This is a genomic window from Micromonospora profundi, assembly GCF_011927785.1.
In the GTDB taxonomy this organism is placed as follows: Bacteria; Actinomycetota; Actinomycetes; order Mycobacteriales; family Micromonosporaceae; genus Micromonospora; species Micromonospora profundi.
On sequence record NZ_JAATJK010000001.1, the window covers coordinates 2,532,968 to 2,551,007 of the forward strand.

Here is an 18,040-nt window from a genome sequence, read left to right on the forward strand (position 1 = left end):
TCAGGACCGCCCGTCCAGGTGCTCGGCGAGCCGGGCCAGCGCGAGGTCGGCGAGGGCGTCGACGTCGACCGCGCCGCCGGCCGAGACCACCTCGATCTCCACCGGGAAGTGGTACGCGATGACAGCGCGATCGTCCTCGGCGACCTGCTCGGCCTCGGCTTCGCTACCGGCCGCCGGCAACACCAGCTCACCCGCGTGCACCAGGGCCAGCCCGGTACGGGTGACCCGGGCGGCACGGCCAGCACCGGTCGCCATCTGCTACCTCCGGTTGATCGTGGGCGGGTTGTCGTCGACTGTCGGTCGGTCGCGCGTCAGGGCAGCACGGACTGGTCGCCGGTCTTCGGGTCGACGGTGGCGGCCAGGCTGAAGCCGCTGAACGTCGCCGCCGGTGCGCCGGAGATCGTGGCGGTCGTCGGCGTCGCACTGGTGATCAGGCAGTCCTGCAACACGAAGGACGAGAACGCCCAGTCGTCGCCGGTGTGCTCCAGCAGCGCGATGTCGAACAGCTCGCCGTCGAGGGCCAGTTTGGTGAGCCGGCCGGCGACGTCACCGATCGCCTTGACTGTCATCGTGAAGTTCATCGACACCGGCGCGTGGATGACGCCCAGGTGGGTCACCTCGCACGAGTGCAGCGCCTCGACGTTGAGCGAGAAGGACGGGCTGAACGAGTCGATCGGGCTGATCAGCACCGTCTCGGTGCCCTTTGTGTACTGCACCGCGAGGCGGGTCTTCCACTCCATGGTCTGGTTCCTCCGGTCAGAACTTGGCCACGAGCGTGACCAGCAGGCGGCTCACGGCTGGGCCGTACGTGACGGTGACGACCAGGTCGACAGTGCGGTCGGCCCGGGCGGCGGTGACGATCGAGGTGTCGGTGGCGGTACGGGCGACCTCGGGGATGCTGAGGATGTCCAGCACCGGGATCTCGATGCGGTAGTCGTCGATCACCGCCTGCCGCTTGAGGGGTCCGAGGATGCCGTCGACCTGGGTCTTCAGCAGTGTCATCCCCGGCTTGGTGATCCGCGCGTCGCCCACCAGGCCGATCAGGCCCGCGCGGAGCATGAACTCGATCTGGTCGAGGGTGCGGACCAGGTCGACGTGCAGCAGGCTCGCGTCGCTTGTGAACAGCCGCCCGTCGGCGAAGTGCAGGCTCTCCCCGGTGATCAGGGTCGGGTCGATGATCGGCGTGAGGTTCGCCTCGGACAGGCCCTTAATCTCGGCGGGGCTGTACTGCTTGGCCACCGGGATGGCCACCCCACGGATCTTCTTCAGCACGATGCTGTGGTGCACCGGCAGCCCGGCCACGGCCGCCATCGCGGCGGTGGCCGCGTCGCCGTCGGCGCCCCGGGCCGCGATCATCATCATCCGGCTGGTGCTGCTCTTGAGTGGGTTCGCGGCCGTGGTGATGTCGGTGACGTAGGTGGGCACCTTGTCGGTGGCCGGGTTGACCATGGCGAAGCCGATGCGCCGCTGGCCGGCTGCGGACATCGTCTCCACGTGCGCCTTGAGGGCGTGCAGGCCGGTGGGCGCCCCCGCACCGGCCGGGTTGCCGACGTTCGTCTCGTTGGCCAGCGACACCATCGTGACGTCGTCGGCGGCCTCCAGCGCGCCGAGGGCAGCGGCGTAGTCGTCGCCGGACACCTTGACCCCGTACACCTTGGCGGGGCGCGGGTCCTGGAGGAACGCCAACTCCAGCGAGTTGTAGAGGGCGTTGCGGACGACGTTGCCGGCCTGCCGGCGGGCGAAGTTGGTGACCGCGTCGTCGAGGGTCTCGATCCGGACCGGCGTGTTCGCCGGCGCCGAGCCACCGTCGGCCGTGGACGGCGCCTTGCCGACCACGGCGATGACACCCGGTGAGCGCTGGGCCAGTGGCGCCGGAGGCGGCACGATCCGGACCTCGATGAACGGGAATGCTGCTGTCGGTGCCACGGGTCCTCCCGGACGGAGTTGCTGCTGTGGTCGGTGGGCGGCCTCGGCCGCCGTGGTCGGTGGGCGGCTCGCGGGCCGCTGTGGTCGGTGGGCGGGCGTTTCAGGTCGCCACTGCGGCGAGCCCGATGCCGCTGCGGGCCAGCCACTGGCCGGCGCGAGCGAACCGGGCGGCGCGCTTCTGCGCGTCGGTCCCGGTGTCGCCGCCGGGCCAGCCGTCGTCGTCGAACGTCTCGATGGGCACCACCCAGACCGCAACCACCCGGTGCCGGCGCCGGACGTCGTCCGGTGCGGGCACGTCCAGCCCCAACTCCTCGGCGCGAGCCCGCACGAGCCGGGTTTCGACGAGCAGGTCGGCCAGGGAGAAACCTCGGTCGCGGATCAGCACTGCGGCGGCGAACGGCAGGTGACGCGGGGTGGGCGGCGCGGCTGGCGGGGCCGCGTACCGCAGCTTCACTGTGGCACCGGCGATCTGCCCGCGCATCCGTGTCACCAGGTCGCCGGCCGTCGCGGCCCCCACACCGGCGAGCAGCCGGTCCAGGTGCGCGTCGGTGAACGCGGCCGGCTGGTGCAGGCCGGCCCGCAACCGGGCCACCAGACGGGTACGGCGCTCGGTCTCCAGCACCGCCGGGTCGGTTGGCAGCGCGCCCAGGTCGGCGACGATCTGCGGATCGACGTCGAAGGCGGGCACCGCCACGTCGAGGTCCTCGACCCGGTCCCGGGCCACGCTGGTACGCACCACCAGGCTGCCCCGCCACAGCGCGTCGATGCGCAGCGCCGACCCGCCGAGGCCGTGCAGCCGTACCCGCAGTTCGGTACGCGCGGTGCCGCCGGAGCCCAGCCATTCTCCCTCGGCCAGGGTCACCGGCGCGGCCGCGAAACCGAGCGTCAGCTCGTCGAACACCGCCGAGTACGGAGGCGCGACAGGCATCGCCTCGGTGTCGTACGCGGCCTCGACCAGGTGGGCCAGCGACTCGTCGTCGAAGACGGCAGCGCGGGTGCCCGGATCGGCCAACCGCACAAGCACCCCGTCGACGAAGTCCACCGCACGTTCCCCCCGCTGCCCGTGCCGGGGCCTACCGCCCGGCTCGGCACGAGAATTGCGAAGCGGCCGTCACCCGACCGTCACCGCCACCGTCACCGGACCCCAGGGCGACCCCGAGTGTCGGGAACTGAGCATCGGCACAGCGACTGCCGCCACGCCCCGACCACCGGCCACCGGCCACCGCAGCGCCGCACGTCACCAGCGCAGCGCCCGTCAACACGTCGCATAAGAACGCAGCGCCGGGTCGTCGCAGCGCACTACCAACGCGACGCCGGTCACCGCAGCGTTCCGAACCGGTCACCGCGACGTGCCCGACCACGCGGCGTGCCGAACCGGCCGACGCGACGTGCCCGACCACGCGGCGTGCCGAACCGGCCGACGCGACGTGCCGAACCGGCCGACGCGACGTGCCGAACCGACTGACGCGACGTGCCCGACCACGCGGGGTGCCAAACCGGCCGACGCGGCGTGCCGGTCAACGCGCGGGGCCGAGGTCGCTGTTGAGCTTGATACCGCACAGTCATCTTGATGCCACAGAGTCATCACGTTCACCGGAGCATGTGCGCCCCAGCACCCTCACGCTCCGTGGGGCGACGCCCGCCTGTCCGAACCCGGGAGGACCTCTGGTCGCGGAATCTCCGGAGGCGCGCGCCAGGCGGCGATGACGCGAATCCGGTCAGCCGATCGGCGTCGGGTGACATGGCAGTAGGTCGACGTGGCAGTGCGTCGAGGCGGCAGTGCGTCGAGGCGGCACCGCGGTCATCGGTGCGACAACCGTGCACGTGGCCGCGAGGGGGCGCGTGCGCGGGAATCCTCCGTTCGCGGCGGCACGGGATCCTGGGTCGACTCGTGGACTGCGCCGACAGCGGCAGCGCTCAGGAGGGCGAGGCATGGCGCAGGACGACGCGTAGCGGATGTGCGGCGGTGGCGGCCAGGTCGCCCAGCACCGCGAGGAGCACGGCGTACTCACCGGCGGGCTCGTCGGCGAGCAGTTGGCCGGCGTCGTCGATCAGCAGGGTGAGCGGGCCGGCGTCCAGCCGATCCCGCAGCACGTCGGCGAGGGCGTCCCAGGTGCTTCCCAGGTGGGCCGGCAGGGCCAGCGCCGCAGCCAGTGCGGCGTAGAGCGCCGGTCGGGTTCGGGTTGCCGCGCCGTCCAGCACCGACGCTCCGGGCACCGTCGGCGTCCCCGTCCGGCACACGGTCAACCACTCGGGTGGCGAGCCACCGTTCCGGTCGACCATCGCGTACCCCCTGATCTGGCTCGACCACCGGTGCCGGCCGATTGGCGGCCGGCACCGGCGTTGGTCAGAGCCGGTAGAAGTCGGTGTAGTGGTTCGGCGAAAACCACGTGACGCCGGTGCTGCGGTTCACGACGATCCGGTACGCGTCCCGGGCGGCGCCCTGGGTGCGCGGGTACACGTCGTACTCGTAGTAGGTGGCGTTGGTGGGCAGTTGACCCTCGTAGTTGTAGAACCGGCCGCCGGCGAAGTTGGATTTGCCGCCGCTCCAGGAATACCAGCCGCGGCTGGTCGGGAAGCCCTTGGCGGACCATCCGGAGCGGGCGGTGCGGGCGTCCGCGCAGCGGCTCATGGTGCAGGAGCTGTAGACCGCCGCCGAGGCGGAGCCGGTCAACCGGGGGGCCACCACGGACGGGCCGACAAGGGCGGCGGCGACCATGGCGAGGAGAAGGGCGAGGGTGGTGGTACGCCGGCGGATCGCGCCGAGCGTGGCCGGCGGGGACACGAGGGTGGACACAGGCTGCCTCCAGACCATCCGATGCATCGATCCGCGTCACTGTCGGATCGGAACCAGTCTCACCGCTGCCGGCTCGCGGCGATACCCCTTCGCGCCTCAACGCATCCACAATGCTCGGTGAACTACGGACGATCCGCTCCCCGCGCCGCAGCGCCGCTCCCCTGGTCGACGGCGTGGCTACGGGCATATCGGTCACGGGTTGTTAGCGTGAAACGCGGATCCGTGACCATAAGGGGTGCCATGACGGACGCTCCCGACGGGAGGCCGCGCCCCGCGGACCAGTGGCGGCAGCGCGGCATCCGTGGGCTGACCATCACCCGGAACGTGAGCGTCGGCGCGTGGCGCTGGTGGGCACGGAGCTGGGACCGGCTGGTCGCCGCGCTCCAGGACGAGGCACCCGTCGGCGCCGGAGCCGGTCCGTCGCCGTCCGGCCCGCTCGTGGAACAGCGCGACGCGCCCCGGCTGATCCCGGTTCCCGCGCGCGGCTACGTGTACTCGTTCTACATCCGCGCCACGTTCGCCTGGTCGTCGCCGGCGAGCCTGCGGGCCGAGGTGCTGAGTTGGTACGTGCAGTACTTCCAGCCCAACGCCGTCCAGCGGTTGACCCGGCTCGCCTCCGACGCAGCCCGGGATCTACCGCCACACCGGGCTGCGGACCTGGAGGTGGCGTTGCAGCGGGCGCTCGCCGAGGATCCGGAGTGGTCCTATCGACGCGGCGACGTCCTCATCACCTGCCGGCCCGACGCTGCTGTCCGCCTCGACGAGCGCATCATGCCGGCGCTCCAACCGCACGTCGACCGGATGGTAAAACTGGAGTACCAGTTCGACGAGCAGCTTCGCAGAGCGACGTACGCCGAGGAGCTGAGCCGCAGGTGGGTGACGATCCTGAGCGAGTACCCCGACATGGACACCGACGAGGAGGTGGCCGAGGCCCGCCAGAGCATGCTCGCCGCGCAGAAGGAGGCCGCCCGCTGGATCAGCGAACTGGTTCACCGACGAGACACCAAGGGCTGATCAGCCGGACACCCATCGTTGAGGGAGAGCGTTAGTGGCGATGCCGAAGCCAACGACCAGCAGGACGGTGACGTCCAGGGACGGCACCTCGATCGCCTACGAGCAGGCCGGCAGCGGGCCCGCCCTCATCCTTGTGGACGCCGCCGGGCACTACCGCGGGCTCAGCTCGTTCGGCGGGCTGATCGACCTGCTCGCTGCCAACTTCACCGTCTACCACTACGACCGCCGCGGTCGGGGAGACAGCACAGACACCCAGCCGTACGCCGTCGAGCGCGAAGTCGACGACCTCGCCGCGCTCATCGACGAAGCCGGCGGTTCGGCCTTTCTCTATGGCTTTTCCTCTGGCGCCCTGCTCGCCCTGCACGCTGCCGCGAACGGACTCACGATCCCCAAGCTGGCGCTTCTCGAGCCGCCGATCGACACCACTGAGGACAGGTCCGCACAAGCAGCCTTCACCGCCGAACTCGCCGAACTGATAGCGGCGGAACGCCGTACGGCCGCGGTGGAGCACTTCCTGACCGGCGTCGGCGTGCCCGACGAGGTCGTGGCCGGGATGCGCGAAAGTCAGTCCTGGTCAGCGATGGAGGCGGTCGCGCACACCCTGGTCTACGACTGCATGGTCAGCGAGGCCACCTCGCTCCAACTCCTGGCGTCGGTGAGCGTGCCGACCCTCGTCCTGGGCAGCGAGGCGAGCGGTGACGACCTCACCGGCATGACTGCCACCATTGCGAAGGCGATGCCCAACAGTTTGCACCGGAGCTTGCCCGGTGAATGGCACGGAGTTCCCGACGACGTCCTCGCGCCGGCGTTGACCGAGTTCTTCGAACGCTGAGCGGTTCCGCCCCTGCCGCAAAGCGCTGCACGGCATCGTTGATCCGGGCCACTCGTCGGCCTGGGTCTAGCCGCCGAAGCTCAACGCCCGCCGTAGGTCTTCGTCGAGGCTGTCGTTGTACTGCGGGTCGGGTTCTGCCCCGGCGGCGCTGAGCACGGTGCTGAAGAAGCATCTGGCACCAACGGCGAGGATGACGCTGAAGATCTCCGTGTCATCGAGACCGTGACCGCGTAGGACCTCGATGTCGGCCTCGCGGACGGAGCTCGCATCGGTCGCGACCTTCCCGGCGAACGTGACGACTGCGACCTCCTGCGCGGAGAGGTCGGCGCTGCCGTGCTCCGTCGCGATGGCGGCGACGGTCGATGCGTCGAAGAACTTGTCGCGCAGGATCTTCCCGTGCGCCAGTCCGCAGTAGGAGGACTTCAGGGCCCGGGCTGCGGCGAGGGTCGCCAACTCGTAGCGGCGCAGCTCCATCTCGGCCTTCACCGCACCGTTGAGCTGCTGCCAGGCCAGGTACACGGCCGGGCTGTGGGCGAACAACCTTGTGTAGTTGGGCAGGTAGCCCATCGCACTCGTGTCCGCATCGAAGATCCGCTCGGTTTCCGGCGACTGCTCCGCCTGCTGCAGGTGGCTCATCCTGCCCCTCCCTACGCTCGACCGCGAACGGTACGCCGCTGCGACCCCGAACACTGTCGGGAAAGTGGCAAGCGGTGCTCGACCAACGTGATCGCCAGGCACCGTCCAGCTGAGCAAAGACAAGGATGACCACAGCCCCGGCCTCCTGCGATGGTCGATGGGCACGTCCGGCCAGGCCGTCGGTCGTGCGGTTGGAGGGATCGATGGAGCACCCACTCCGTCTGCTTGACGCCGCCGAGAAGCTCCGAACCGACATGGTCGACCGGCTGGACGCGCTCGTCTCGTGCGAGTCTGCGCCAGGCTCGTTGCCCCACCTGGAAACCTGCGCCGACCTGCTTGCCCGCTGGGGCGAGGAGGTGCTCGGCCGGCCCGCCCGCCGGGTCGTTGTCGATGGGCTGCCGCACCTGCTGTGGCCGGCCGTCGACCAGCGTGTGCTGCTCCTGGGGCATTTCGACACGGTTTTCCCGGTCGGCACGATCCGGTCGAGGCCGTTCACCGTACGCGGGGACGTCGCGACGGGACCCGGCGTGTGTGACATGAAGGCCGGGATCGTGCAGATGTTTACCGCGCTGCGCCTGCTTGAGGACACCTCGGCTGTCGGTGTGCTGCTCACCTGCGACGAGGAGACCGGCTCCGTCACGTCGAGGCCGTTGATCGAGCGTGAGGCTCGGCGCTCAGGTGCCGTTCTGGTCTGCGAGGCGGCCACCCCGGAGGGGCACGTGAAGGTGGCTCGCAAGGGCGGGTCGGTGTACCGGCTCACCGTCTCGGGTCGCGCCGCGCACGCCGGTGTCGAACCGCAGCGCGGGGTCAACGCCACTGTCGAGGTCGCCCATCAGGTTCTCACATTGAGGACGCTCGGCGCGGCGGACAGCGGCGGCACCTCGGTCACGCCGACGCTGCTCTCGGCGGGCACCACGACGAACACGGTGCCCGAGCATGCCAGCCTGGCCGTTGACGTGCGCGCCTGGACCAGAGACGAACTCGAACGGGTCGATCACGCTATCCGTGGGTTGGTGCCGTTCCTGCCCGAGGCGACGCTCGCGGTGCAGGGCGGGATCAACAGGTACCCCATGTCCCCCGAGCTCGCGCGGCCGCTTCTGGAGTTGGCTCAGTCGATCGCGGGCCAGCTCGGCATTCCGCGGCTGGTGGGCGCGTCCGCTGCCGGCGCGTCCGACGGCAACTTCACCGCCGCGCTGGGCGTGCCGACCCTGGACGGCCTGGGCGCGGTGGGTGGCGGAGCGCACGCCGCCGACGAGTACGTCTGCCTCGACCGGATGCCGGAGCGGACGGCGCTCCTGGCCGGGCTCGTTGACGCGCTGTCCACGATGGAGCGTTTCGGATCGCAACCTGTCGGCGACATCCAGTAACCTGCTCAACGCCGGCGAACGTCCGGCAGCGAGGGGTCGGCGTCGATATGACTACGGGACACCGTTCGGCATCGTCGGTTCCCCTGCTCGGCGTCGAGGAGGAGTTCCTCGTCGTAGACGCCGACCGGGGTGTGGTCGTGCCGGAGGCGGCGACTGTGGTCGACGGTGCGCGCCCGGCCCTCGGCGCCCGGGTCGGTGGTGAGATCACCAAGTTCCAGGTGGAGATCCGCACCGACCCGTGCCGCAGCGTGGACGATCTCCGCGCGCAGCTGGTCGAGGGTCGCGCCGCCGTCCAGGCAGCGGCCCGGTCGGCGGGTCTGCGGGTGATCGCCAGCGGCTCACCGGTGCTCGGCTGTGCCGTACCGCCGCCCATCACCGAGGGGCCCCGGCAGGACCGGGGCACCGCCATGTTCCGTGGGCTGCATGACGAGTTGGCGATCTGCGCCGTCCACGTCCACGTGGAGGAGCCCGACCGGGACCGCGCCGTGCTGATCGGCAACCATCTGCGCCAGCACCTGCCGGTGTTCGTCGCCCTCACTGCCAACTCGCCCTACTGGGCCGAGCGCGACACCGGGTACGCGAGTTGGCGCACTGTCACGTGGGGGCGCTGGCCGGTGGCCGGCCCGCCGCCGTTCCTGCGGTCGGCACGGCAGTACGACGACCACGTGGCGATGCTCCTGGACGCGGGCGCGCTTGTCGACCACGGCACGATCTTCTGGGACCTCCGCCTGTCGATCAACCACCCGACTCTTGAGGTACGGGTGGCCGACGTACCCCTGACCGCCGTGGAATCGGCGGCGCTGGCGGCACTGGTGCGGGCCCTGGCGGTCGTCGCCGGGGAGGCCGTCGACAGAGGTGACGAGGGGCCACAGCCGACGGCTGAGCTGATGCGGCTCGCGTACTGGCGGGCGGCCCGCGACGGGATGGGCGGGCACGGCGTCGACGTGATCACGGGCCGGCTGCTGCCCGCGGCGACTCTCGCCGAGCGGCTCGTGGCGCTGGCCCGGCCGGCGCTGGACGCCGCGGGCGACCGGGAGCCTGTGGAGTCCTGGCTGGGGTGGCTGGCCACGAACGGCGACGGGGCGACCCGGCAGCGGGCCGCCGCAGCGCGACGCGGGCGCCTCACCGACGTGGTCGACGAGATCGCCGCCCGGACCGCGTCCAAGCGGCCCATGTACGAAGAAAGCACAACGGCGTAACGACAAGCCGCCCGGCCCCGGAAATGCTTGAGAAACCGGATGTCGACGGCGGGCGTGCCCTCCCGTGAAGACCGGTGCACCGGATCAGGGGAGGTCCCAGGTGAACGACGCAGATCTGCTGTCCACTGTCGCCATCCAGCACGACCGGAGGCCCCCGGCGGACATGGTGCGCGAGGCGGAGGCCTTCGCCGAACGGATGGCGTTACGCCGTTCCGTGCGTGACTTCGCCGGCGACCCGATTCCCGACGGGGTGATCGAGGCCGCCATCCGGGCCGCGTCGACAGCGCCCAGTGGTGCGAACGTGCAGCCGTGGCGGTTCGTGGTGCTGACCGACCCGGCACGCAAACGCCGGCTACGCGAGGCGGCGGAGGCCGAGGAACGCGCCTTCTACGACCGCCGCGCCTCGGCGGAGTGGCTGGGTGCGATCGCCAGGCTAGGCACCGACTGGCGGAAGCCGTTCCTGGAGACCGCACCTGCCGTCATCGTCGTCTTCGAGGTGCACCAGGGGCCGAACAGCCCGAAGCCCTACTACGTCAAGGAGTCCGTGGGCATCGCCGTCGGTCTTCTGATCACCGCGCTGCACCACGCCGGCCTGGTCACCCTGACCCACACGCCCAGTCCGATGCGGTTCCTCAACGAGGTGTGCGAGCGTCCGCCGGAGGAGCGCCCGTACGTGGTGATGCCCGTCGGGTATCCCGCGCCGGACGCCCAGGTGCCCGATCTGACCCGCAAACCCCTCGATGAGGTCATGATCCGGTGGTGAGGTCCCCGGTCAGGAATTCGACAAGGGGCTCGACGTGGCGGTCCGGGCGCCGCCACTCGGCCAGCAGGTCCTCCAGCAGGTGCTGCTCGGCGACCAGTTCCGCGCCACGGTAACGCCGGATCACCGGGTGGATGAAGGCGCTCTCCCTCGCCCGGTCGGGGGTCGGGTGCCTGTCGATGGCGAAGACGTCGCCGTAGTCGTCGCGGCCCCACCGCAGCGCGAGCGTGTACCACTGAGCGGCGGCTCCGAAGCGCTCCACCGCGTAGTCCTCCGGCAGGTCCTCGTAGTGGTGGAAGTCGCCGGTGGCGTCGTCGCGGACGAAGACGTCGCACAGGTATTCGAACTGGGTCCACAGCGCCGAGGACCAGTTGACCCTGTCGAGCATGAGTTTGGTCAGCGACGCGGGGTCGGCGGGCGTCGTGGCGTACGGCAGCGGCACGCCGTCGTAGCGCTCCCGCAGCATCCGCGTGAACGTGCGCAGGTTGTACCGGAAGCCGTCGATGAAGGGCGACGAGGCGTGTTTGGCGTCCCGGTCCTGGGCGATGGTGCCGGCGAAGTACAGGTCGTCGACGTTGCGGGACTGCCAGTCGGGCCGCAGACCGGGCATGCGGCCGTCGCGCACCATGTCGGGGCGGACCGTCTCGTCGAACATGGCGGTGTTCATCCGGAAGCCCGTGCACCTCAGCACCGTGTGGTAGTCGAGGACCGCGGTCTCCCCCTGGGCGTGGGTGTACGTGATGGACACCTCGTACCGTCCGTCGACCTGACGGATCTCGTCGATCGTGCAGTCCAGCACCGAGTGCAGCGTCTTGAACTGGTAGCTGTCGAGGATCGCGCCGTACTGGCCACGGACGTCGCCGGGATGTTTGGTGTTCCATGCCAGTCGCAACGGTTGCCGGCTGGCGAGGTGCACCATCGACGCCCGCCCGAGGATTGCCGACGCCGTCTCGAACGCGGAGTTGCCCTTGCCGATGATGAGGACCCGCTGACCGTCGTACGCCGTGGGGTCGACGACCATGTCCTCGTACCCGATGGCGTGTTCGATGCCCTTGATGGCGGGCACGAACGGCTGGCCCCAGCCGGTGGCCACGACCAGGCAGCGCGCCCGCACCTCACCCTTGTTGGTGCGCACCGTGAAGCCGTCGTCGGTCCGGGTGATCCGCTCGACTGTCGTGCCGTAGCGGACGTTGAGCTTGTGGACACGTTGGAACTCGGCGAGGTAGCGCACCAGGTCGTCGGCCGCCGGAAGGTACTCCTCGCTGAACTTCGGGAACAACAGATCCGGGTCGTCGTTGAGCAGCGAGTTCCAGTCCCAGCGGAGGCGGATCTCGGGATCGGTGCTGTCGGTGTGCACCTTGTTGAGCGAGATGAGCCGGCGGTGGCGCGGAAACCGCGTGAAGAACCCGCCCGGCGCGTCGCCGCTCTCGAACGTCAGGTAGTCGGCGCCCTGCTGCTGGAGGTAGTAGCTCAGTTGAAGGCCGGCAGGCCCGGCCCCGACGATGACGTACCTGTGTTCGCTGCTGACCATCCTGCGACCCTTCGACGGAGAAACGGGTCCATCGACCATGGGATGCAATGCGTTACGTGTCAATACCGCTGCGTTGAGAAACAGCAGGCGCGGCAACGCCTGTCAGCTCGGGACGTCCCGACGGCGGAAACCGGCGACGCCCGCCGCGAGCAGTAACGCGGCCACCGCTGTCAGCACCACGAGCGGCAGCGCCACCGGGTCGACAGCGGGCACGGACGGCACATGGGTGTACGGCGACAGGTCGAGCGCCGCCTGCGGTAGTTCCAGGACCGCGCCGAGCTGCCCGAGCAGCAGGAAGACCAGCAGCACCGCCCAGGACAGCGCCACCGACCGGCGGGGCAGCAGACCGAACAGCGCTGTCACCACCCCGGCGACCACCAGGAGGGCGGGCAGCCGCAGCAGCGCGGCGCCAGCCAGCTCGACGGCCGAGCCGAGCGGATCGCCGGTGACCAGGCCGTAGCCGAGGCCTGTGGTCAGGCCGGCGAGCAGCAGCAACGCGACAGCGCCGAGCACGGCGGCGAGCACCTGGGTGCCGAGCCAGCGGGTACGACCCACGGCGGTGGCCAGCGCCGCCTCCAGTGTTCCGTCGGTCTCGTCGCCGCGTACGCGCAGCAGGGCCTGCACGACGTACGCGCCGATGGTCAGCGCGAACAGCCCCAGCATCGCGGCCAGGTACGCGTCGAGCAGGTTGTCGCCACCGCCCATCGCGTTTATCGCCTCGGCGGCGGCCGGGTTCGCGTCGATCATCGCGTTGAACTCGTCGGCGGCGACGCCCATCGACAGGCCGAGGACTGCCACTCCGACCGCCCAGCCCAGCAGGGTTCCCCGTTGCGTACGCCAGGCCAGGCCGGCGGGGCTGAGCAGCCCGGCCGCGCCGGTGGCCGGGCCGCGCCGGGGTGCGATGAGGCCGGCGCCCAGGTCACGTCGCTCCGCGAGGGCGTACGCGAGCGCCACCCCTGCCGCCAGCAGCAGAACGGGCAGGGCGAGCACCCACCACTGCTCGTCGCCGAAGGCGCGCACCTGGTTGCCCCAACCGAGCGGGGAGAGCCAGGACGGCCAGGCGCTGCGTACCCGGGTGCCGTCGGCGCTCTGCTCGCCGAGGACGTCACCGGCGGCGCGCAGCACGAAGGAGAGCCCGACGACAGCGGCGGCGAGTGCGTTGGCGCCTCGGGCGGTCACCGAGAGCTGCGCGGTGACCGCGGCCACGGCCGTGAAGGCGATCCCGACGCCACCGATCGCGCCGGCCGCGGCGACCGAACCGGCAAGTGGCAGACCCGCGCCGACCAGCGCGAGCAGGAGCAGCGCGGCGGCCAGCACGTTAGCCGCGACGACGACCGTCAGCGCGGCGGTGAGCGGCGCGTACCTGCCGACGACTGACGCGCCGAGCAGCTCCGCCCGGCCGGTCTCCTCGTCCTGGCGCGTGTGCCGGACCACGGCGAAGCTGCTCAGCAGCGCGACGATCAGGGCCAGCGTCACGTATGTCTCGGCGACCACCACGGCTCCGAGGTCGGTGCCGGCGATCGGGCCGTTGAAGGCGCGGGCGACGAGGCTGGACGCCGAGGTGGTGGCGTAGCCCTGGCGGGCGGCCTCGTCGGGGTAGATGCCGGCGACGCTGCCGGCGAGGGCGTAGCCGAGCAGCGGTGTGCCGAGGACCCAGATGGCGAGGCGGATCCGGTCGCGGCGCAGCACCAGGCGGGCCAGCCGGGGCGTACCGGTGAGGGCGCTCACCGCGCACCTGCCCCTGGGGCGTCGGCGTCGGCGGCGTCGGCGCGGCCGTTCGCGGCGGCCGGGTCGTCGCCGTAGTGACGCAGGAAGAGCTGTTCCAGTGTGGGCGGTGTGCTTGTCAGCGCCCGGACACCGAAGTGGACGAGCCGGCCGAGCAGCTCGTCCAGGTGCGCCGGCTCGACCTCCAGGTGGGTACGACCGTCGACCTCGTGCACGTCGTGCACGCCCGGCAGCTCGGCCAGACCGGTGGCCGGGCGGGCCGTTTCGACGGTCACCGCCGTACGGGTGAGGTGGCGCAGCTCGGTGAGGGTGCCGGACTCGACGGTCCGACCCTCGCGGATGATGCTGACCCGGTCGCAGAGGGCCTCGACCTCGGCGAGTACGTGGCTGGAGAGCAGCACTGTCGCGCCGGCCCGCTTGATCCGCCGGACCTCGTCCTGGAACACCGCCTCCATGAGGGGGTCGAGGCCGGAGGTCGGCTCGTCGAGCACGTACAGCTCCACGTTGGACGCGAACGCGGCGACGATGGCGACCTTCTGCCGGTTGCCTTTGGAGTAGGTGCGGCACCTGCGGGTGGGGTCCAGGTCGAAGCGGCGCAGCAGCTCGTCGCGGCGGTTCTGGTCGAGGCCGCCGCGCAGCTCACCGAGCAGGTCGATCGCCTCTCCCCCGGTGAGGTTGGGCCAGAGGCTGACGTCGCCGGGCACGTACGCCAGACGGCGGTGCAGGCGGACGGCATCGCGCCAGGGGTCGGCGTCGAGCACCAGCGTCTCACCGGAGTCGCGGCGCAGCAGGCCGAGCAGGATCCGGATGGCTGTCGACTTGCCGGCGCCGTTGGGGCCGAGGAAGCCGTGCACCTCTCCCCGCTCGACCCGAAGGTCGAGCCCGTCGAGTGCCCGGATGGCACCGAACGTCTTGACCAGGTTGCCGATCGAGATGACGGGCATCGCCCCTCCTGCCGTTGGCTGCGTCGATCACTCTCACTGTACTGACCGACGGTCAGACGAATCAACGGTGACCACAGACACGAAACGAGGGCGACCTCCACTCGGTGTCGGCGATCGACCCGGAAGCGCTCATCTAGGCTGGCGCAATGACCGCCGATCCTGCGGACGACACCCGTACCCGGATCCTGCGTGCCGCGCTCGACCTCTTCGCCGAACACGGCTACCAGCGCACCTCGCTGCGCCAGATCGGCGAACGGCTGCGGCTGACCAAGGCCGCCATCCTGTACCACTTCCCGGCAAAGGAGCACCTGCTCGGCGCCCTTGTCGAACCGTTGGTGGCCGACCTGGAGGCGCTGCTCGACTCCGCACAGGGGCAGCCGACCGAGCAGGCACGGTGGACGGTTCTGGAGGGCTGGGTCGACATCATGCTCGCCCACCGCCGGCCGCTCGGCATGCTCTTCCACGACATCGCGCTTGTGGGCCGGGGCGACACGTACCACCGGTTGATGACGATCGCGATGCGCGCCAACGACGTCATCGCCGGGCCGGACGGCGGTCGCCGGGACCGGGTCCGGGCGGTCCAGGCGGTGGCCACGTGCAGCGACCCGGTCGTCTTCTTCACCGACGTGCCCGACGAGGTGCTGCGCGCCGACATGCTCGACGGCGTACGCCGACTGCTGACCCCGGACGCCGCGCCCCCGTCTCCACGGGACCTGGCCACGGCGGGCGCTGCCGTGGGGTCGCCGGCCCCGCAGGCGGGCGCTGGTCGACGCCGGCCAGGGCGGCCCCCGGCGCTGGCCCGGGAGCAGGTCGAGGCGGCGCGTCGGATGCACGCGGCGGGCACCCACTCGGTGGACGCGATCGCCGCGACGCTGGGGGTCTCGCGGGCCACCGTCTACCGGCACCTGACCGATAATAATGAGACGGTTTAGCGACGGTTTCGAGACCGTTGTGAGCAGCGGTCAGGCCGCCAGCGTGGCGTAGCGGCCGTTGCGGTGCAGCAGGCTGTCGTGGTCGCCGGACTCGACGATCCGGCCGTGGTCGAGCACCGCGATCTGGTCGGCGTCGCGGACGGTGGAGAGCCGGTGCGCGATGGTGATCGTGGTACGACCCTCTGCGAGCACGTCGAACGCCCGCTGCACGGCCCGCTCGGTCTCGGTGTCCAGTGCGCTGGTGGCCTCGTCGAGGGCCAGAATGCGCGGGTCGCGCAGCAGCGTACGGGCGATGGCCAGGCGTTGCTTCTCGCCGCCGGAGAACCGGTGCCCGCGTGAGCCCACCATGGTGTCGTACCCGTCGGGAAGGTCGGCGATCAGGTCGTGGATCTGGGCGGCGCGGGCCGCGTCCTCGATCTCGGCGTCGGTGGCGTCCGGGCGGGCGTAGCGCAGGTTCTCCCGGACAGTGGTGTGCAGCAGGTACGTCTCCTGGCTGACCACGCCGACGATGGCGGCCAGGTCGGCAAGGCGCATGTCGCGCAGGTCGACGCCGTCGATGGTGATCCGGCCGGCGGTGGGGTCGTGCAGGCGGCTGATCAGCCCGGCGAGCGTGCTCTTGCCGGAACCGGTCTCGCCGACCAGGGCGAGGCTGGTGCCGGCGGGCACGTCGAGCGTGATCCCGGCGAGGGCTGCCGTGTCGCTGCCGGGGTAGCCGAAGGTGACGTCGTCCAGGCGCAGGTGTCCGCGTACCCGGGCGGGGTCGACAGCGACCGGCTCGGCGGGGTCGGCCACGTCGACGGGCAGGTCAAGGTATTCGAAGATGCGGGCGAACAGCGCCAGCGAGGCGGTCAGCGACACACCCACGTTGAGCAGCCCCATCAGTGGCCGGAACAAGCCGCCCTGGAGGGCGGTGAACGCGACCAGGGTGCCGATGCTCAGGGTGCCGGCTGCGCCGGGCAGGCCTGCGGCGAGGTAGATGACCGCCGGTACGGCGGCGAAGATGATGCTCATCGAGGCCATCCGCCAGCGACCGGCAAGCTCGCTGCGCAGCTCAAGGTCGACGAGGCGGGCCGAGGAGGCGGTGAACCGGTCGATGAGCGCCGGGCCGGTGCCGAGGGTCTTGGCGAGCTGCACGCCGCTGATCGAGAGCCCTTCCTCGACCGTGACGTTGAGGTCGGCCAGTTCACGCTGCCGCTGGGCGGTGATCTCGCGGCGCATGCGGGCGACCCGGCGGGTCAGCCAGATGGCCGGCGGCAGCACGACGAGGGAGACGAGGGAGAGCTGCCAGGAGAGCGCGATCATGGCGACGGCGGTGGCGACCACGGTGGTGAGGTTGGAGGCGACGGCGGTGGCGGTGGAGGTGACCACCGACTGCATGCCGCCGATGTCGTTGGTGATGCGGGACTGCACCTCGCCGGTGCGGGTGCGGGTGAAGAAGCCCAGCGACTGGCGCTGGAGGTGGCTGAAGACGTCGGTGCGCAGCCGGTGCATGACCCGCTGCCCCACCTGGGTGGAGATCCAGGTCTGCACGACGCCGAGGGCGGCGGTCACCGCGGCGACGGCGACCATGCCGAGGACCAGCCAGACGAGCAGGGTCAGGTCGCCCTGCGGGAGGGCCCTGTCGATCACGGCGCGTAGGAGGAACGGGGTTGCCATCGCGATGATCGAGGACACCACGATGATCGCGGTGACGATGGCCAGCACGGGTCGGTGCGGGGTGAACAGGCGGCCGATGCGGCGCAGGGAAACCTGACGGGCCTGCGACTTCTCCTCGGCGCTGACGGTGCGGTGGCCGCGGTCGCGGCCCATGGGGGTGGGGTCCAAGGGGTGTCACCTCTCGATCGGATATGCTGAGGTTACCTCAACATGAGGGAACAACAGCATTCCCTGCTACGGTATTCCGGTGATCGCGGACACCGCCGACAGCGGCGAGGACGAGAGCCTCGCGGAGGCGTTCTGGGGCGTCGCGTCCCGGCTGCGCCGGCAGACCCGTGAGGCCTTGGCACCCTGGGACATCACTCCCAGCCAGTCCCGGGCGCTCGGCGTGCTGGCCCGGCACGGCGAGGTACGCCCCGGCACCCTCGCCGAGCACCTGCGCATCGCCCCTCGCTCGGCCACCGAGGTCATCGACGACCTACAGGCCAGAGGGCTCGTCGAACGCCGCAGTGACCCTGCCGACCGCAGGGCGACGCTCGTCGTCCTCACCGCGGAGGGCGAGCGGGTCAGCACCGCCATCCGGTCCGCCCGCCGCGCCGAGGCGGACCGCTTCTTCGGGCACCTCGACGACGCCGACCGCGCCGAGCTGGCCCGCATCCTGCGCACCCTGCGCGCCTGATGCAAGGAAGGGCACCTTGTTAACGCCTGGTGTATAGGAAGG

General features: G+C 70.9%; 18 protein-coding genes. 7 read left to right on the forward strand and 11 right to left on the reverse strand.

All coding sequences use genetic code 11. From position 1 onward, the window contains the following. The 6 genes from F4558_RS11230 to F4558_RS11255 all read right to left on the reverse strand — a co-directional run bounded on the left by F4558_RS11230 (position 1) and on the right by F4558_RS11255 (position 4,723). A complete protein-coding gene (locus F4558_RS11230) occupies positions 1–255 on the reverse strand; it encodes a hypothetical protein (RefSeq protein WP_053659781.1) in 255 nt (84 codons plus the stop codon). A gap of 56 nt (positions 256–311) precedes the next feature. Further along, complete coding sequence (locus F4558_RS11235; RefSeq protein WP_053659779.1) at positions 312–740, reverse strand: hypothetical protein; 429 nt, start codon at positions 738–740, stop codon at positions 312–314. Positions 741–756: 16 nt separating this feature from the next. Beyond that, positions 757–1,926 carry a hypothetical protein gene (locus F4558_RS11240; protein ID WP_053659777.1) on the reverse strand — a complete coding sequence of 390 codons (1,170 nt, stop codon included), beginning with the start codon at positions 1,924–1,926 and terminating at the stop codon, positions 757–759. A 100-nt stretch (positions 1,927–2,026) separates the two neighbouring features. Then, a complete protein-coding gene (locus F4558_RS11245) occupies positions 2,027–2,968 on the reverse strand; it encodes a hypothetical protein (protein ID WP_167943988.1) in 942 nt (313 codons plus the stop codon). Positions 2,969–3,843: 875 nt separating this feature from the next. Beyond that, positions 3,844–4,209, reverse strand: a complete 366-nt coding sequence (locus tag F4558_RS11250; protein ID WP_167943989.1) for a barstar family protein — start codon at positions 4,207–4,209, stop codon at positions 3,844–3,846. A gap of 64 nt (positions 4,210–4,273) precedes the next feature. Then, positions 4,274–4,723: a ribonuclease domain-containing protein gene (locus tag F4558_RS11255; protein ID WP_231640197.1), complete on the reverse strand. Its 450-nt coding sequence runs from the start codon at positions 4,721–4,723 to the stop codon at positions 4,274–4,276. A 240-nt stretch (positions 4,724–4,963) separates the two neighbouring features. Here F4558_RS11255 and F4558_RS11260 point away from each other — a divergent pair, with 240 nt between their 5' ends. Both F4558_RS11260 and F4558_RS11265 read left to right on the forward strand, forming a co-directional pair. Continuing rightward, the gene (locus tag F4558_RS11260) at positions 4,964–5,737 is read left to right on the forward strand and encodes a hypothetical protein (protein ID WP_053659772.1); all 774 of its coding nucleotides are present in this window, start codon (positions 4,964–4,966) and stop codon (positions 5,735–5,737) included. A gap of 67 nt (positions 5,738–5,804) precedes the next feature. Next, the gene (locus F4558_RS11265; protein ID WP_209273260.1) at positions 5,805–6,569 is read left to right on the forward strand and encodes an alpha/beta fold hydrolase; all 765 of its coding nucleotides are present in this window, start codon (positions 5,805–5,807) and stop codon (positions 6,567–6,569) included. A 66-nt stretch (positions 6,570–6,635) separates the two neighbouring features. On the opposite strand, the gene F4558_RS11270 is transcribed toward F4558_RS11265, so the two are convergent. Further along, positions 6,636–7,205 (reverse strand): carboxymuconolactone decarboxylase family protein, encoded by a 570-nt coding sequence (locus F4558_RS11270; RefSeq protein WP_245241305.1) that lies wholly within the window; start codon positions 7,203–7,205, stop codon positions 6,636–6,638. Positions 7,206–7,408: 203 nt separating this feature from the next. Between F4558_RS11270 and F4558_RS11275 the strand changes: the two genes are divergently transcribed. The 3 genes from F4558_RS11275 to F4558_RS11285 all read left to right on the forward strand — a co-directional run bounded on the left by F4558_RS11275 (position 7,409) and on the right by F4558_RS11285 (position 10,534). After that, positions 7,409–8,572, forward strand: coding sequence for a M20 family metallopeptidase (locus F4558_RS11275; RefSeq protein WP_167943991.1), 1,164 nt, complete (start codon positions 7,409–7,411; stop codon positions 8,570–8,572). A 47-nt stretch (positions 8,573–8,619) separates the two neighbouring features. Further along, complete coding sequence (locus F4558_RS11280) at positions 8,620–9,771, forward strand: carboxylate-amine ligase (RefSeq protein WP_167943992.1); 1,152 nt, start codon at positions 8,620–8,622, stop codon at positions 9,769–9,771. A gap of 163 nt (positions 9,772–9,934) precedes the next feature. Then, the gene (locus tag F4558_RS11285) at positions 9,935–10,534 is read left to right on the forward strand and encodes a nitroreductase family protein (protein ID WP_167947380.1); all 600 of its coding nucleotides are present in this window, start codon (positions 9,935–9,937) and stop codon (positions 10,532–10,534) included. Here the strand turns inward: F4558_RS11285 and F4558_RS11290 are convergent. From F4558_RS11290 to F4558_RS11300, 3 genes are all read right to left on the reverse strand, one after another. Further along, positions 10,518–12,062, reverse strand: a complete 1,545-nt coding sequence (locus F4558_RS11290; protein ID WP_053659769.1) for an NAD(P)-binding domain-containing protein — start codon at positions 12,060–12,062, stop codon at positions 10,518–10,520. The two genes, F4558_RS11285 and F4558_RS11290, sit on opposite strands and share 17 nt — an antisense overlap. A gap of 102 nt (positions 12,063–12,164) precedes the next feature. Further along, positions 12,165–13,790, reverse strand: a complete 1,626-nt coding sequence (locus F4558_RS11295) for an ABC transporter permease (protein ID WP_053659767.1) — start codon at positions 13,788–13,790, stop codon at positions 12,165–12,167. Further along, entirely contained in the window at positions 13,787–14,731 is a 945-nt protein-coding gene (locus tag F4558_RS11300; RefSeq protein ID WP_167943993.1) for an ABC transporter ATP-binding protein, read from the reverse strand. Before F4558_RS11300 ends, F4558_RS11295 begins: the two co-directional genes overlap by 4 nt. 146 nt (positions 14,732–14,877) lie before the next feature. On the opposite strand from F4558_RS11300, the gene F4558_RS11305 reads away from it, so the two are divergent. Beyond that, a complete protein-coding gene (locus F4558_RS11305) occupies positions 14,878–15,663 on the forward strand; it encodes a TetR family transcriptional regulator (RefSeq protein ID WP_167943994.1) in 786 nt (261 codons plus the stop codon). Positions 15,664–15,693: 30 nt separating this feature from the next. Here the strand turns inward: F4558_RS11305 and F4558_RS11310 are convergent, their stop codons facing one another. After that, positions 15,694–17,472 carry an ABC transporter ATP-binding protein gene (locus F4558_RS11310; protein WP_209274137.1) on the reverse strand — a complete coding sequence of 593 codons (1,779 nt, stop codon included), beginning with the start codon at positions 17,470–17,472 and terminating at the stop codon, positions 15,694–15,696. Positions 17,473–17,566: 94 nt separating this feature from the next. Here F4558_RS11310 and F4558_RS11315 point away from each other — a divergent pair, with 94 nt between their 5' ends. Beyond that, positions 17,567–17,998 carry a MarR family winged helix-turn-helix transcriptional regulator gene (locus tag F4558_RS11315; protein WP_231640196.1) on the forward strand — a complete coding sequence of 144 codons (432 nt, stop codon included), beginning with the start codon at positions 17,567–17,569 and terminating at the stop codon, positions 17,996–17,998. Positions 17,999–18,040: the final 42 nt, after the last annotated feature.

Bases quoted from the DNA above. Each gene is read 5' to 3' on its own strand.
- F4558_RS11230 (WP_053659781.1), bottom strand. From the start codon at position 255: ATGGCGACCGGTGCTGGCCGTGCCGCCCGGGTCACCCGTACCGGGCTG.
- F4558_RS11235 (WP_053659779.1), bottom strand. From the start codon at position 740: ATGGAGTGGAAGACCCGCCTCGCGGTGCAGTACACAAAGGGCACCGAG.
- F4558_RS11250 (WP_167943989.1), bottom strand. From the start codon at position 4,209: ATGGTCGACCGGAACGGTGGCTCGCCACCCGAGTGGTTGACCGTGTGC.
- F4558_RS11260 (WP_053659772.1), top strand. From the start codon at position 4,964: ATGACGGACGCTCCCGACGGGAGGCCGCGCCCCGCGGACCAGTGGCGG.
- F4558_RS11270 (WP_245241305.1), bottom strand. From the start codon at position 7,205: ATGAGCCACCTGCAGCAGGCGGAGCAGTCGCCGGAAACCGAGCGGATC.
- F4558_RS11275 (WP_167943991.1), top strand. From the start codon at position 7,409: ATGGAGCACCCACTCCGTCTGCTTGACGCCGCCGAGAAGCTCCGAACC.
- F4558_RS11280 (WP_167943992.1), top strand. From the start codon at position 8,620: ATGACTACGGGACACCGTTCGGCATCGTCGGTTCCCCTGCTCGGCGTC.
- F4558_RS11285 (WP_167947380.1), top strand. From the start codon at position 9,935: ATGGTGCGCGAGGCGGAGGCCTTCGCCGAACGGATGGCGTTACGCCGT.
- F4558_RS11290 (WP_053659769.1), bottom strand. From the start codon at position 12,062: ATGGTCAGCAGCGAACACAGGTACGTCATCGTCGGGGCCGGGCCTGCC.
- F4558_RS11300 (WP_167943993.1), bottom strand. From the start codon at position 14,731: ATGCCCGTCATCTCGATCGGCAACCTGGTCAAGACGTTCGGTGCCATC.
- F4558_RS11305 (WP_167943994.1), top strand. From the start codon at position 14,878: ATGACCGCCGATCCTGCGGACGACACCCGTACCCGGATCCTGCGTGCC.
- F4558_RS11310 (WP_209274137.1), bottom strand. From the start codon at position 17,472: ATGGGCCGCGACCGCGGCCACCGCACCGTCAGCGCCGAGGAGAAGTCG.